This is a genomic window from Leucobacter sp. WKLB1 (assembly GCF_059696215.1).
Map to the genome: position 1 here is coordinate 932,155 of NZ_AP046115.1, position 14,415 is coordinate 946,569.

Annotated in this window: 15 protein-coding genes; all 15 read right to left on the reverse strand. The window is 64.4% G+C overall.

The genetic code is table 11. The features are described from left to right. Position 1: 1 nt before the first annotated feature. Positions 2–523 carry a hypothetical protein gene (locus ACZF5Y_RS04360; RefSeq protein WP_497534600.1) on the reverse strand — a complete coding sequence of 174 codons (522 nt, stop codon included), beginning with the start codon at positions 521–523 and terminating at the stop codon, positions 2–4. A 2-nt stretch (positions 524–525) separates the two neighbouring features. Continuing rightward, entirely contained in the window at positions 526–2,043 is a 1,518-nt protein-coding gene (locus ACZF5Y_RS04365) for a putative type IV secretion/conjugal transfer ATPase (RefSeq protein ID WP_497534601.1), read from the reverse strand. Positions 2,044–2,100: 57 nt separating this feature from the next. Then, positions 2,101–3,561: an SCO6880 family protein gene (locus ACZF5Y_RS04370; RefSeq protein ID WP_497534602.1), complete on the reverse strand. Its 1,461-nt coding sequence runs from the start codon at positions 3,559–3,561 to the stop codon at positions 2,101–2,103. A 135-nt stretch (positions 3,562–3,696) separates the two neighbouring features. After that, positions 3,697–5,145: a conjugal transfer protein TrbL gene (locus ACZF5Y_RS04375; RefSeq protein ID WP_497534603.1), complete on the reverse strand. Its 1,449-nt coding sequence runs from the start codon at positions 5,143–5,145 to the stop codon at positions 3,697–3,699. A gap of 37 nt (positions 5,146–5,182) precedes the next feature. Continuing rightward, a complete protein-coding gene (locus ACZF5Y_RS04380; RefSeq protein ID WP_497534604.1) occupies positions 5,183–5,506 on the reverse strand; it encodes a DUF6112 family protein in 324 nt (107 codons plus the stop codon). Between the two features lie 105 nt (positions 5,507–5,611). Then, complete coding sequence (locus tag ACZF5Y_RS04385; protein WP_497534605.1) at positions 5,612–5,917, reverse strand: DUF6112 family protein; 306 nt, start codon at positions 5,915–5,917, stop codon at positions 5,612–5,614. Positions 5,918–5,999: 82 nt separating this feature from the next. Further along, positions 6,000–7,169 carry a M23 family metallopeptidase gene (locus ACZF5Y_RS04390; RefSeq protein WP_497534606.1) on the reverse strand — a complete coding sequence of 390 codons (1,170 nt, stop codon included), beginning with the start codon at positions 7,167–7,169 and terminating at the stop codon, positions 6,000–6,002. Between the two features lie 14 nt (positions 7,170–7,183). Further along, positions 7,184–7,873 (reverse strand): hypothetical protein, encoded by a 690-nt coding sequence (locus ACZF5Y_RS04395; protein ID WP_497534607.1) that lies wholly within the window; start codon positions 7,871–7,873, stop codon positions 7,184–7,186. A gap of 81 nt (positions 7,874–7,954) precedes the next feature. Next, positions 7,955–9,100: a ParB N-terminal domain-containing protein gene (locus tag ACZF5Y_RS04400; protein WP_497534608.1), complete on the reverse strand. Its 1,146-nt coding sequence runs from the start codon at positions 9,098–9,100 to the stop codon at positions 7,955–7,957. Further along, entirely contained in the window at positions 9,097–9,942 is an 846-nt protein-coding gene (locus ACZF5Y_RS04405; protein WP_497534609.1) for a hypothetical protein, read from the reverse strand. Before ACZF5Y_RS04405 ends, ACZF5Y_RS04400 begins: the two co-directional genes overlap by 4 nt. Positions 9,943–10,189: 247 nt before the next feature. Further along, entirely contained in the window at positions 10,190–10,627 is a 438-nt protein-coding gene (locus ACZF5Y_RS04410) for a hypothetical protein (protein WP_497534610.1), read from the reverse strand. Continuing rightward, positions 10,620–11,378 (reverse strand): DUF2637 domain-containing protein, encoded by a 759-nt coding sequence (locus ACZF5Y_RS04415; protein WP_497534611.1) that lies wholly within the window; start codon positions 11,376–11,378, stop codon positions 10,620–10,622. Before ACZF5Y_RS04415 ends, ACZF5Y_RS04410 begins: the two co-directional genes overlap by 8 nt. 2 nt (positions 11,379–11,380) lie before the next feature. Beyond that, positions 11,381–12,262, reverse strand: coding sequence for a bifunctional DNA primase/polymerase (locus ACZF5Y_RS04420; RefSeq protein ID WP_497534612.1), 882 nt, complete (start codon positions 12,260–12,262; stop codon positions 11,381–11,383). A 268-nt stretch (positions 12,263–12,530) separates the two neighbouring features. After that, the gene (locus ACZF5Y_RS04425; protein WP_497534613.1) at positions 12,531–13,721 is read right to left on the reverse strand and encodes a hypothetical protein; all 1,191 of its coding nucleotides are present in this window, start codon (positions 13,719–13,721) and stop codon (positions 12,531–12,533) included. Positions 13,722–13,905: 184 nt separating this feature from the next. After that, complete coding sequence (locus ACZF5Y_RS04430) at positions 13,906–14,364, reverse strand: hypothetical protein (protein WP_497534614.1); 459 nt, start codon at positions 14,362–14,364, stop codon at positions 13,906–13,908. Positions 14,365–14,415: the final 51 nt, after the last annotated feature.

The following is a 14,415-nucleotide window of genomic DNA, read 5'->3' on the forward strand; positions in this document are numbered from 1 at the left end:
TTCATGCCAGGAAGGTGCGATCTGGCCCCGACCGACCCAGATCTCCGCGATCGACCGCTTCCATCGCTAGGGCGTCTGCGCGCTCGGCTAACTGGTATGTGTTCTTCGCCCAGTTTTCGGTCACGCGCAGCAGTTGCTCGTAGTGATCGGACGCGATCTCGCCCTCAGCGATGGTCATCCACGGATACGAACCATCCGTACTCGGCACATGGACTTCTGATTCCCACGACCAGGACGTCGGAACGCTTTCGTCGTCTCGCCAGTCAGTACCCGTGTACAGCTCGGTGACCGCGAACCTCGACGCGTGTCCCTCGAGCGGGTAGAAGACGTAGTGTCCAGCACCGAACGTCACCGGGTCTTCGAACGCAAGAAAGACGTGCCCGTCGTACTGGGTACCGAGCTCGCTCATTCCCTCGTGCAGGGCCATCATGTTCCGGGACAGCTCCTCCTCGGTGAGCCTGCCCGGTGCACCCACGACTGCTGGAGAGCTTTGCGGAGACTCGAAGTCCTCGTTCTCATCCACGATCACGCCTCGCCAACCGCATCCGCTACTTGCGTGCGTGGCGCTTGTGTCATTCGCTGGGTGGTGTCGAAGGCCCTCAGCTCCTCGGGATGGAGCTGATGCTGCACAACGTAACTGGACTCCTTGATCCGCCACAGCCCCTGGCCCGTTCCCAGCGACGGGAGAAGCTTCTGCTCAGTACGGGTGAGACCAAGGGTCTTGCCGGTGGTTCCGATCTGGTCGGATTCTTGCCGGTAGATGATCCGTGATTCCGCGTTCGCGAGCAGGCTGCCCGCGAGTGCTCGCATGGCAGAGCCCTGATCACCGACATTGTCAAGGTCTGTGAGCTTATGAAAGATGAGCAGATTCGCGATCCCGTAATGACGGGCGAGCCGCCAGTGCGCATCCATCCGTTTCAACAATGCCGGGTGCGACATCAGCCGCCACGCCTCGTCGTACACGACCCACCGCTGTCCACCGTTTGGATCCAGGAGCGCAGATTCCATCCACGCCGACGAGCAGGTCATCAGTACCGAGATCAGGGTCGAGTTCTCCACCACCCGCGACAGGTCGAGGGTGATCATCGGCAGCGTCGGATCGAACGTCACCGTCGACGGCCCATCGAAGAGGCCTGCGAGGTCGCCGGAGACCAGGCGCCGCAACGCATGCCCGACCATCCTGCCGTCCTCAGCGAGCCGCTCATCATCACCACTGTCAGGGTGGAGGATGCGGTCGACGACCATCGGCAGGATCGGAACCGACGCAGACGACACCACCGCCTGTAGCGCGATATCGATCACCGTGTGCTCCAACGGAGACAACGACCGCTCCAGCACGGTTTCAGCCAGCGCGCCGATCAGATCCCGACGACGTGAGGCGACCGTGGACGCCCACTCGCTGTCGGAGAGCCCGGCAGGGCGGTAGCCCTCATCGAGTGGGTTGAGGCGGTTCTTCAGCCCGTGCCCGAGAACGATCGCTTTCCCGCCGACCGCTTCTGCGACGGCGGTGTGTTCGCCTTTCGGATCACCGGGAACATACACGCGTCTGCCGAATGGGATCGACCTGGTGTACAGGCTCTTCGCGAGCGAAGACTTCCCGGAACCGACGATCCCTGCGAGTACGAGGTTCGGGGCGGTGATGATGCCTCGCTGATACAGCACCCACGGGTCGTACACGAATGACCCACCGGAGTACATGTCCTGCCCAACGAACACTCCCTGCGACCCGAGCCCGCCCTCAGCGAGAAACGGGTACGCGCCTTGCAGCGCAGCGGAGGTGTCCTGATGCGCGAGCACCCGGAACCGTCGATATGAACGCAAACCCGACGGTCCCGGCTCGCCGCTCCTGGGGAGATAGTTCGTGGAACGCGCCTCTGCACGCTCCGCCGTGAGCTTTGCTTTCTCCGTGGCGCGCTGCTCGGCATGCTCGCGCGCGATGACCTGCCGCGCGGCGCGTTCGCGCGCCTTGCGCTGTTTGCGTCCGGTGCCGTCTTCGACGAGGACGGTGGAGTAGAGCTTCTTCTGTCCGGGTTGGGTTCCCATGGCTTGACGCCTTCCTGCGCGAGGGTTGCGGTGACACCGGACAGGTACGCCTTGGCCTCAGACACCGCGACACAGCGGCAACGCTGCCGCGACGAACGCCTGTGCCTGCTGACCCACCAGCCGCCGCGTCTCACAAGACGCCTGGATCGCTGCTTGCTCGATCGCGGACACCGCGGCCTCGAGTTCGTCTGCAGTGGGGGCGGAGATGGCGAGGAGGCCGGTGTAACGGAGGACGCCGTGACCGCTGGTGAGGTCTGCCTCCTGTTGGAGGACGTCTTGGTATTCGGCGGACTGCTGAGCGTCTTCGATCTGCCCGACTTTCTGCCGCTGGGTCGCATCTGAGAGGTACTCGGTCTTCTTCTTGCGGATATCGCGGGCTGCCTGGTCGGAGCGGATCGGGTCACACAGCAGCGTGAATGCGCGCCGAATCCCGGAGGACAGCAACACCGGGGCGAGGAAGCCCGGGTAGACGAGGGAGCGTGGCCACTCGCTGATCCACAGCACTACGTGATGGGCACTGTCAGAGCGCAGCCCATCCCAGGTTTCTTCAACGGCGACAGGGCCCGCAGCGGCGAGGTCTTGCCCGATCTCGCCGGAGCGTTCCAGGGTCGCAGCGATTGCCGGATCGTAGGCGGAGCGGAGCATGATCGCGAGTTGACCTGGGGTGTACCAGGCGGTGGGTTTGAGATCTGCGGTGCGCAGCGCGGTGATGAGGGTGTCCATCTCCTGTCTCAGGACGACGGCTGCTCCTTTGAGGCTGCCGCCTGCGGTGCGGATCGCGCGGGCTGCTGCCCGCATGTCAAGGGACAGCGAGATGGTGGAGATGTGCCGTTCACCAGCGGGGCCTGCCCGGTCGATGAGTTCCCGATAGGTGCGAGCAACCCAGGAATCGTCATCATTCCCGTGTTCGGCCCACCACTGCGCAAGCCCCGACCCAGAGTCAGGGACCGTGCGCTCCAATACCTGCAGGCGGGCGATGCGGGTGGAGCGGCAGGCGGTGGACAGCACGCGTCCCCAGGCGTGCACACGGCGTTCCTGTTCTCCAGGATCGAGGAGGATGAACGACGGATGGGTCACCTCCACCAGCGCAGTCAACGTCTGCGCGTGCGGATCGTGCACCATCACCGCCCCGGTCTCCGGGTCCTCGTATTGGCGAAGCGGTGCTGCATCCCCGGGGAGCGCGAGCGTCCCGGCGGGCCGGGGCTTGACGATTCGCCGCCGGTATCTGGTCTGCCCCTGCGTTTGTCGGAGGAGCCAGTGCAGGGTGATCGGTACCCATTCGACGAGTTTCCTGCCGCTGATGGGAACCCAGGTGAGGGCGATCGCGGTGCCCCAGATAGGTGAGGTGTAGAGCGCTGCGGGGCCGCCGGTGTACAGGGAGGCGATGAAGACGGCGACGGCGATCGAGAGCGCAATGACCTGTGGGAGGGAGAGGCCGAGGATGATGCCGCGTTTGGTGAGGCGGGAGAACTTCACCGGGGACAGTTCGAACTCGTTCTGCGTGGATGCGGTACTCATGCGGTTCCTCCTGAAGGCGACGTCGGGTGCGTGCAGGTCAGGTACGGACCCGAAGAAAGCGGGCGGCAACCCGGTGCTGGGTTACCGCCCGCGTGACGGACGTGCGTCTTCTCTCCTTTCAGGTGCGAGGTATGTTCACGACTTCGGTGCGGGCTTCGGCGGTGGTGGCGCGTCCCCACCCGCAGGTTTCGCAGGAGGCGTCTTCGGTGCCGCTCCCGAGGACGGTGGGCTCGGCTGGGCGGGCGGCGTGGAGCGATCCGGGGGTGGTGGCGGGGTCTGTGCTTCGCTTGCGGCCCCGGCGTGGTTGTCCGCGGTGCGACCAATAGCGCCGCCGAGCTTCGGTCCTGCTTCGGCGGCTCCCTTGGCGATCTTCGCCCCAGCAACCGCGGCGATCCCTATCGGCCCTGCCGCAGCTCCGGCACCGGCACCACCGGCGGCTGCAGCACCGCCACCGGATCCTGCTGCCGCGCCACCGGATCCAGCAGCGCCCGCGGAACCGGACGCCGCACCACCACCTGCGGAACCTGCACCACCGCCCGCAGGCGCGGAAGGCTTACCGCTCGGTGGAGGAGGTGCATTGCCGCCTCCACTGCTTCCGCCACCCTTTTCGCCGCCGTCGAGGACCTTCTGCGGGCCTGCACCGTCGGGTTTTCCGGGCAGCGGCATGGGTCGGTTCATGGACTGTTTTGATTCTTGTTCGGCGGACATGACGTGGTACATGTCGAAGCCGACGAAGCTGATGAACTTGTACACCATGTACGGGGCGAACGCGGCGATGAACATCAGCACGATTCCTGCGATCGGATCCGCGATCGAGGACAGGTCCAGGTCGATGGGTGCGTTGACCTGGTTGATGGCGACGAGGAACACCACCACGATCACCAACTTGGAGAAGATCAGCGCGAGCACAAACGATGCCCACTTCCCAAACCATCCCTTGGTCGCATCCCACGACGCTCCCGACAGAGCGATCGGTGCCATCACGACCGCAACGAGGATCAAGGCTTTCCGAATCAGCAGACTGAACCAGACGATTGCTGCCGCACAGATCGCCAAGAAGCTCAGGAAGATCGTGATGATCGCTCCGGCTCCTGGTGCGGTGAGGTTGATCGCGGTGAGCCCGGCGACGAGGACACCGATCTTCCCGCCCATCTCCTCCAACGTGGTCCCGGTGGCTTGGATGATGCCGATGCTCAGCTGGTCGACGACCTCGAGGAGGGTTGCGGTGAGGGTGATCACCAGGAACGACCCCAACACGCTCTTTGCGAGCCCGAGAGCTGCACGGGACAGGGCGGTGGGGTCGCGCCGGATGAGGCCGGTGATGAGTTGGAGGCAGAAGAAGATCAGCATGATGAAGATCGCGATCCCGAAGATCACGTTGTACACGCCGATGTAGCCCGCCCCGGTGACATCGACCAGGGTCGTGGAGTCGAACAGCGCCCAAACGCCCTGGAAGATCCAAGACGCGGCCTGCCCGATGGCTTGTGCGAGCCAGTCGAAGGGGGCTGCCACGAGGGTGGCGGCCCCTTCGCCGACGGCGTCGCAGACGTTGCTGATGATGGGGACGTCGCAGATTCCAGCCACTGGGTTCCCCTCCCTTCTATGGGGTAGAGGTGGTGGGTTAGGAGACGGTCTGGCCGACGTTCCAGAAGAAGTTGATGAGCGTCACCGATGCGCCGGTGATGATCGCCGCGCCGCAGGAGATCAGCACCCCGACCTTCCCGCGCGATGCCAGGTGCGGGTTGGAGGAGTTCGACCCGAAGCCCCACACCACCGCGGAGACGATGAGCGCGAGAACGGACAGGATCAGCCCGATCGTCATCACTGCGCCGACGACGGTGCGAAGAGCACCGATTCCGGGGAGGCCGGAGTCGTTCGGGGTGATGTCGATGTTCGCGGGCAGGACTGCGGCGGCGGTGGTGATGGTGTCGAGGACGGCAAGCATGGTGGGGCTCCTTCACAGGCTTCGGCCCGCAACGAGATAGCTGCGGAGTCACCCGTCAGGTGCGACCCCGAAACACCAGCGCCGAAGCCCCTGGAATACCCAGCGTTAGAGGGTGTCGCCGAGGCTCAGGAGGAAGTTCATCCAGGCGACACCGGCCCCTGCGAGCACAGCGGCACCGAGGGCGACGAAGACCCCGACTTTGCCTTTCGCCGCAACACCGGGGTTGCCATTCGAAGACGAGATCGCCCAGATGATTGCGGAGACCACGATCATGAGCACGGACACAATGAGCACGATCGTGAGCAGTGCGCCGACGATGGAGATCAGAGTGCTGCGGCCTCCCACCCCAGAGAGATCCGGGTAGACGTTCTCCGCAGGAAGAACAGTCAGCAGAAGTGCGATGGTGGGCATGTGGGCCTCCAAACATGAGGGCGGCGGGTGGGCACCCGTCAGGTGCGCCACCCGCCCCGCTCACGGCTGGAGGGGTGTGCTGTCAGGAGGAACAACCGGGGCCACCGCCTGCGGGGGCTTCGATGCCCTCCACGCCGCGCTCAGCGAGCCACGGCTCGGCATCGACCGCGGATGATGCGGCTCCGCCGGGGTGGACTTGGAAGTGCAGATGAGGGCCGGTCGAATGGCCGCTGCTGCCAACGTCACCAATGTGCTGGCCCGCGATGACGCGATCGCCTGCGGTGACGTGGATGCCGTGCGCCCACATGTGGATGTACTTCGTGGCGACTTTCTCCCCGCCGATGGTGTGCTCGATCGTGATCTGACCGGAAAACCCATCGACCATGCCCGCATACGTCACGACCCCGTCCGCGAGAGCGAAGATCGCCGTACCATCAGACGCGGCCCAGTCGGTGCCGGAGTGGAAACTCGCCTCACCGGTGATCGGGTCGGTGCGCGGTCCGAACGTCGAGGTGCGCACGTAGGTGCCGGTCGGCAGCGGAAACACCAGACGGCTCGTCTCCGGGATATCCGCATCCCCAGGCGTGCCGCTGCCGCTGCCTCCACCTCGAACGGTGAGGGCATCGAGGATGGTGCGCGCCACGGGCTCATAGTTCTGGTACCTGTCCGGGTATGCGGACACTTCGACGGCTTGCGCGGCTTCCCCCTTGTCTATCTGCTGCCACCCCGGAATGTCGAGCAGTCCCCGCGGTGAGGGATAGTTTGGCCCGTCTGGGCCGCCGTAGAACGCGCGTGCTTGGTAGGTGGTGTCCATGAGCTCTGCGACGGTGCCCCACCCGGCCTGTGGGCGCATCTGGAACAGGCCCAGACTGTCGTGATCGGCCCCATTGCCATCGTTCGGATAGTCCCCGGATTCGGGGTAGGTGCCGGTGTTCGCGAGCTGGCGGAGTGTGGACTCCGTCAGCGCTGCCATGAGCGCGATGAGGATCCCATCCCGCCCTACACCGGGAGTGTTCGCACCGGTGCTGATGATGGTTCCGGCGTGAGTGAGCTGCTGCTTGTTCAGCGTGAATGTGTACCCGTCTTTCATCGTCACTTCCAGCGAATCCGGGATCGGTCCGAGCACCACATCGGAGGCGACACAGTTCGCCTGGTTCGTGACCGCGGGGTTCATGACCACCCCGATACCCAGGAGTCCGAGCATCGGCGCGAGCAGAACAAGTACGAGCGCTGCGATGGCTGCTTTCTTCACGATCGGCCTCCGCTCTATCGGAGGGGGTTGTCGAGCTCGGACAGACGCAGCAGATGGCAGCGGTCGAACACCGGCTTGCAGGAGACGAACACGGTGAACGCCACCGCATGCGCACTGTCGACAAGATCGTCGTACCAAACACCCTCCCGAATGCGCCTGCCTTCGACCGTGTATGCGTAGGTGCCTTCTGTGATTTGCCCGCCAGAGGCTGCGATGGCTTCATCCCACTGATCGGGGATGAAGATGCGGTCGATCTCGATGGACTGCCGGGTGCGGTACTCCGCAAGATCCCGCCATGTCGACGTGGACGGGAAGTAGCCGTCGAGGTCAGTGATGAGGCCTGGAGTCTCGGTGCCTGAGGGGTCGGCGTCCTCGATCAACACTGCTATGTGGTCCGACGGGGTCAGCAGCGTGAACGTGTCCCATGTGAACAGTGCCTCCGCGATCGAACGAACGTAGACCTCCGGGTCATTCGTCCGGGCCAGCTTCGGCAGCCTTGCTTCTTCGGACTGTTCGTTCGAGGACGGCGGGCCAGAGGACGATCCCGGCGTTGTTGTCCCTGATGGGGTGTGGGGTGTGGGGCCGGTGATGAGGCCGTAGATGCCGATCCCGGCGAGGATCGCGATGATCAGGCCGGTGGCGGTGAGGGCGATGATCAGGCGACGCTTGCGGCGCTGCTGATCATCCAGAACAGGTGCAGACATGGGTGGGCCTCCAAATAAGGAGAAGGGTGGTCAGAGTCACCCATCAGGTGCGCTGCCCGCCCAGAACCTCAGGCCGCTCGGCTATGCAGGGCTTGTTGCGCCCAGCGGTTCGAGCTCCTCGGCCGCTTCGTCGTGCGTGGTGTCGCGTGCGGCCTGCGCGTGCTGGAGGAAGTCGTTGGCCGAGGTGACGTAGGTGGCGACGAGATCGAACTGTTCTTCGTCGGCGTAGCTGCCGAAGTCGATGGGGTTGTAGCGGTCCCACCAGCCGTGCTCGCGGCGCAGCAGATCCACGAGCTTGCGGATCGCATGCTTCTCCCGCAGCAACGGGTCTACGTCTTTCCACCCTGCGACCTGAGAGCTTGAGGCTTCCTTGCGTAGTTGGTGGATGCGGGCCACGGCGCGGGTGGCTTCTTTGAACGCGTCCTTGGGATGGTCTTGTGCGGTCACGAGCTCAAGTTCTGACTTTGCCGCCGCACGAACGGCGTCTGATTCGTCTGGGTTGTGCACCCAGTCGGTGAGGGTGCGGATTGTCTGCGCGAGTTTCACGCGCAGGTAGCGGCCGTTGACCTTCCCGTCTGCGTTCAGTTCCAGCAGCGCCTCGGCTGCTGCTTGCCGGATCTCGGGATGCTCGTCATCACTCGCGGCGATCTGTTTGAGGTCGACGACCTGGTCCAGCATCGAATGGGAGTCCCTGCCGGTGACAGCTTTTGCGGCCTGTACGCGCGCCTTCCCACCACCAGAAGCCGATGCAGTCGCCGGGGGTGTTGAATCAACACCCCCGGCGACTCCACCCAAATCTCCGTTTTCCAGGGATTCTGCGAGGCGTTGATCGCGGGTGCTGGAGCCGAATTGGGTGGCTGCTTCACGGCGTTGCGCTTCTTCGGCGTAAAGCAGTTTGAGTTCCTCATACAGTTCGGCCTGCTCGATCGGGGTGAGCATCTTATGCAGCGTGTTCTCATCCTGAATCGCCAAAACGGTAGACAGCTTGTCGGAGACGCCCTGCACCACCCACACCGGAACCGTTCGATGCCCAAGTTCACGCATCACCGCCAGCCGCCTATTGCCCGAGATCAGCACGTTCCCCGCGGTGATCACGATGGGTGAGAGAAGCCCGAACCGGCGAACCGATTCGGTGAGCTCCTCCAGATCCCCCAGGTCACGCCGGTAGGAGTGGCCCTCGGTGATCTGATCGATGGCGTGTTCCAGCACCAGATGCCCGCGACTCATGCCGCACCTCCTTGCCCTTCCTGCTGGTGAGGTACGGAAGCCATCCGGCGGGATGATTCCACGAGAGTCTCATCGCGGAGGAGGTCGGCGACATCGTCACCGAGGAGCACACGAGCGAAGAGGCCATAGTCCCCGCTTTTTCGCTTGCCGGTTTTGGTGGCGACGACGAGGCGCACCAGGCCAGCCCAGGCTTCTGGGGTGTAGCCGAGACGGATCGCGATGTGCAGTTCCTTCGACACGATCTCCAGCGCCGAGGTCGATGACGACAAACCAGTGATGCGGTGGGCGATGTAGTCCACGGCCTGCTCGACAGGTCGGGCAGGCCAGTCAGTGAGGACGAGGAACACGCAAGTCGCGCGGATCACTCGATCTACTGAGTGATCCTCACCCTCATTGCTTCGCGCGTAGAGAGAATGCGCGTGAGGGTGCACGTCGTAGAAAAACTCCTCGTAGTGACCTGCCCGCATCGGCTCCTCAGCAGGGCGTTTGGAGGGGCGGCGTGCCTTGTCTTGGCTGGTCATGTTCCGGTCCGCGTGGACTTCCGCGGCGACGCCGAGCGCGACCGCACGGGTAACGACCGCCCAGGGGTCGTCGGCGCGGAGCGTGGTGGGCTGCCGCATCGCAAGGAACGCCTCATACGCGGCGTCCTCTGGCGGACGCCGCCACGCTTTCGCGATGGGCGTGTACTTGTGGGTGACGTAGACCATGAGCTCGGCCGCGACCGGGCTTGACGCCCACGCATTGTGCTCATTGAGCTCGGTGATGAGTGCCCGTAGGCCTTCACCGGTGGTAAAGTCCGGCGTCTGAGGAGGGCGTGAAGAGGACGAAGATGGGTGTGTCATGGTGACTCCTGACATGAGAGAAGATCCGTCGGTAGAGAGGTGTGACACCCACCCGACACACGCCCCTCGTCCCAACGTCGCTGCGGATAGCGCCGCCTGCAGAAGGCATAGGAGTACCGTCAGGCCTACCCGAAGCGGGCAGCCTGTCAGGTGTTCGTCCGGCGTCAGTTGGACGTCGGCGAGGAGTGTGAGAGTTCGTGGTGGTGGGTGGTGTCCGGTGCTCGGGTAGCGCCGGAGCCGGAATCGCTCATCGGCTCACCCCCGTCCTCCCGAGCCGCAACTCTTGCATCTGGGCCGGGACCGTGGTGTCTGCGTCGATCTGCTGCTGCCTGCGCGCCAAGTGTTCGGCGAGCTGTGCTCGCCCTTCACGGATGCCCTCCAGGGTGGCGTCACGCAGGCGGGTATTTAGCTCGGCACCTTTGCCGACGATCGCGCCACCCGCACGCGCCGCGACATCCGTAGGACGCACCCACTCCACCCCGGCACGCCCACGTATTGAGGTCTGCCGAGCGAGGGTGGGGTCGCCGTGCGTGGCGAACTCCGACGTCCGCTCCTCCATCCCGGACAGAGTCTCAGGTGAATCGGGACGCTCGGCTCCGGTGGAATGCAGGTCTGGCAGGCGGGCTCGAAGGCGAGCAGCATTCCCTGCAGTGTCGTCGGGGTGCACGGGGGTGGGGTCAGTCATGGGGTGCTCCGTTCTCTTCCCGGTCAGGTGCGCTCAGCCACCGGCCCACCGTGGTCGGATGCACCCCAAGTTCCGTGGCGATCTGCCGCTTCGAGACCCCTTCAGATGCCAACGTGACCGCCCGCTCACGCACCACGGTGCTCTGCTTCGTGGTGTGAGCGGATTTACGCGCAGAGGTTTCCGCATCGGATACGTCTGCTCTTCTCGCCGATGGGAGTCCAGGGATCGAATCCGCAGCGGACTCATTCAGACTCGCCGGTGCGCTTTGCTCGGTGAACGTTCGCGTTTCGGGAGCCTGACGTGGGGTTTCGTTGCGAGTGAGTTCGACGGTCAGATGTGTCATCGCGAGCAGCACCAGGGGTGGGACGGAGGCGACGAGGGCTGCGATGATCGCGGGGACTCGGGTGTCTGAGGCGACGACGGCATGGGTGATGTTCGCCGCGACACTTACCCCAGCACCGGACGCCAGCAAGAGCCAAGCAAACCGGCGCGCGCCGGGTGCGGAGTTACGGAGGGCTACGACGGAGATCGTCGCTTCAAGAATCACCCCGTCCACAATCAGCGGCCACAGCCACGCCTGCCCCGCCGGTACGCCAGACAGTACTGCGAGGTCCTGCAGTGTCGTGAAGGACAGCCAGAACGCGCCGAGGGCAAGGAGGATCGTGCCCGTTATCGCGAGGAAGATCACTCCGCGTGACACCCCAGACGGTCCCACCTCTTCCGCGCGTACGTGCAGGTCCGGGGCACTCACGATTACCGCCTCATCCCGGCGAACGAGCGCCCCGTTATCGGCTCAAATACAGCAGCGTCCGGGTTCAGGGCGGTGGTGCGGTGGGCTGACTGGATCGTCGATGTGATCTCTCGTGGCTCAAGCCCGGTGCGGGTAGCGGCGGGCTCGAGCAGCGCATACGAGTCGTCATCGCTGAACCCGGTCTCGGCGAGACGGCACGCAGCCCAGAACAGGCCCGCATTCCGGTTCCCCTCCGTCAGTGTCCCCACCCACGCCACGAGCCCCTCCACCGAACCGCCACGGCTCGGCCTGTCAGTGCCCGCCGCGGTTCGCACCGTTGGGGTTGGCGTGAGGAGATGCCGGATAGCTGCGGAGTCGACTGGGCGCGGGTTCCTGCCGCGGGCGATGAACTCGTAACGCCGCGGTCCGTGTTCAGTGTTGATCACGGATGGTGCGGCGATGATGTAGCCGCCGGTGCCACGGAAGTCGACATGTGCGCGGCCACGCGACCACGACCTTGCCTCGCGCTCAGGACTGCTCGGATAGTAGAGATGCAGGCCACCCGACGGCGAACGCACCGCGGCGTCCCATCCGGCGATGAGGTTCCCCTGCTGCAATGTTCGAAGGACGGGGAAGCCGGAGCCTGTGGCGTGCACGTCGACATCGAGGACATCGATACCGACGCCGGTGGGGATCCCGATGTTTGCCTTCGGATGATTCCGCCACCACACCCCAATTTGGTCGAGATCCGTGGTGGCGTCGTGGAACCCGTGCTCGGTCAGGGGCCGTTTCCCGCCCGGCACGCACGGGAACACCGTCACCCCCGCAGAGGCATACGCGGCTGCCGCGCCTGGCAAGTCGAGCGGCAGCGGGGCGGGAAGGACTCTGGGTGTGGGATCGGTCATCGATCGGGCACCTCCGTTGGTGACACAGCGCGAGCAGTAATCGATGCTCAGCGTGCGGTGTCATGCGGTAGGTGCGGCGGCAACTGTGCCGTCATCACCCTGGGGTGCAGAGTCCGCTCTCGAGCATTCCCTAGTCCAATCAACCACTACCCGGCAGAGACCGTGCCGGTCGAGTGTTTTCCGGCAGGATGCGCCGAATCGTCAAGAAGATGCGTCGAATCGTCAAACACGCCCACCCTCACCTCCGACACACAAACAGCAGATGGTGCTAAAGATCACGCTCGATCTCACGTCCAGGAGCCGACCGCTGTGGCCCCTCGCGGTCGCTGTCCAGCTGCTGTTCACGCTCAGAAAGGAGGTCCCTGAGCAGCACCCCGCGTTCAAGCCGCGACGTAGGCTCCACCCCTTCCAGATCGGACGGCACCGCGCCCGTGCGACCAGTAGCGGTGACGTGCTCGTTCACCCGGTGAAGCACGTCGGTCAGGGGCTCGTGTTCGGTGTAATGCTCGAGGATCCAGGCGATTTGATTCATCGCCGCACTGTCGTGCTCAGTTGCAGGGAATGCCGCAGACGCCGTCGCGCCATCCCCACCATGCACGGGGCCGACAACAAGCCGGAACTCTCCTTCCCCGTCGATCCCGGTCGCTTCGTACACGCCTGCGGGCATCCAATCGTGCGCCTCCGACGCGCGACCAGCGAACAGCTCACCGTCTAGAGGATCATCGGGATCCAGCACTCGAACATCCGGGTCAGCCGTGTCGAGCATCGCCTCCAACTGTTCGCGTTCCTGCCGGTCCAGGGGCACCACACGCAGCCCGGACTCACTGCTATCGACCAGCCCACGGAGGGTGTGGATGACGGCGAGATCGGCCGGTGACCACGTCCGAGAGAACTGCTCCGGCAGATACGAGGTACGCGGCCCACCCTCATTGAGTGCGTCGCGAAGCGCGTGGTCTCGGCGCAGAGCCGTCGCGATGAAGTCGCTGTGCCACTCTGAGTGATCCCACCGGTATTGCATATCGTTGTACACGCCTTCATGCGCAGGGGCGACCGTGACGAGATAGTCGTCCTTAACGGGCTCCACCGGTAGCGGATCCCTTTCCAGCAGATCGATCACGGCATCCCGCACCCGCTCTGCATCCACGACTTTCGCGCGTTGCTGATGGGCTTGTTCGAGGTCTTCTAGCCGCTCCAACAGATCGGGCAGACGAGCTGCCGTGTACACCAAGTGCAGGCAAGTCTCGCGCCACTGCTCATGCGCATCCTCAAACCCGTCAGCATCCGGTCCGCCATCAGGCAGGGCGAACTCGTCCTGGCGGGGTTCGGGTGGAAACATGCGCGCGACGATTTCCGGAACCCCGGACCCCTCGAACGCCTCCCACCCTGCACCCGGAACGTGTTCCGGAGGCTCGCCCGGTCGCTCGGGTTCGGTTGACGGGAATGGATGATCTTCGGACATGACAGCAGACTCCTTCACAAATGAGTAGACAAGTAGCGAAATGAATACGAACAGCGGCAGTACCGCGTTCTAGCAGTGCCGCGTTCTATTGGTAGGCATACGAACCGGTGAAGAACCCCCGGTTGCGGCAAGCATGCGCGGTGGGGTCAAGAACACGCGCGATAACGACAACACGAGACCGCACTCACCGCTCGAGCGGCATCGTGGCTGGCCCTTCGCTGCTTCGTGAGGAGGGCTGCTCTGCGAGCGCTTGCTCGCGTTCACGGAGAGCCTGCTCGAGGTAGCGGTTCACGAGGCCGTGATTCGTTCCATCCGCCCCGCCAGCAGTGGGGACCCTGTGGAACGAGAACGACGGGTGCGGCGTCGCCTCACGCAGCGCCTCCAGCCAGTCATCGACATCACGGGGCCCCACCCAGTCCGGGGGCGGCGGGTTCGACTGCAAGAACTCCGTCGCCCCCGCATACGCCTCGGAATCCTCAAGCATTCCGTGGATCGTCACCGCCATCGTCCGCGCCAGCGAAACTGGGCTCCGATCCGCGATCACCGTCGGCTCCACCTCCGGGTCGTCCGACCAAACGATCACACCCAGCCACAACGTACGCGGCAGGGGCATCTGGCTTCTATCGGCAGGTTCGAGAGTCATGATGGAGTCCTTCTGTCTACGAGCTCCCACGCTTCATGCGCGAGACCTAAC

Coding starts and splice junctions, on each gene's coding strand:
- ACZF5Y_RS04385 (WP_497534605.1), bottom strand. CDS start 5,917: ATGCCCACCATCGCACTTCTGCTGACTGTTCTTCCTGCGGAGAACGTC.
- ACZF5Y_RS04400 (WP_497534608.1), bottom strand. CDS start 9,100: ATGAGTCGCGGGCATCTGGTGCTGGAACACGCCATCGATCAGATCACC.
- ACZF5Y_RS04395 (WP_497534607.1), bottom strand. CDS start 7,873: ATGTCTGCACCTGTTCTGGATGATCAGCAGCGCCGCAAGCGTCGCCTG.
- ACZF5Y_RS04380 (WP_497534604.1), bottom strand. CDS start 5,506: ATGCTTGCCGTCCTCGACACCATCACCACCGCCGCCGCAGTCCTGCCC.
- ACZF5Y_RS04425 (WP_497534613.1), bottom strand. CDS start 13,721: ATGTCCGAAGATCATCCATTCCCGTCAACCGAACCCGAGCGACCGGGC.
- ACZF5Y_RS04420 (WP_497534612.1), bottom strand. CDS start 12,262: ATGACCGATCCCACACCCAGAGTCCTTCCCGCCCCGCTGCCGCTCGAC.
- ACZF5Y_RS04370 (WP_497534602.1), bottom strand. CDS start 3,561: ATGAGTACCGCATCCACGCAGAACGAGTTCGAACTGTCCCCGGTGAAG.
- ACZF5Y_RS04430 (WP_497534614.1), bottom strand. CDS start 14,364: ATGACTCTCGAACCTGCCGATAGAAGCCAGATGCCCCTGCCGCGTACG.
- ACZF5Y_RS04405 (WP_497534609.1), bottom strand. CDS start 9,942: ATGACACACCCATCTTCGTCCTCTTCACGCCCTCCTCAGACGCCGGAC.
- ACZF5Y_RS04410 (WP_497534610.1), bottom strand. CDS start 10,627: ATGACTGACCCCACCCCCGTGCACCCCGACGACACTGCAGGGAATGCT.
- ACZF5Y_RS04365 (WP_497534601.1), bottom strand. CDS start 2,043: ATGGGAACCCAACCCGGACAGAAGAAGCTCTACTCCACCGTCCTCGTC.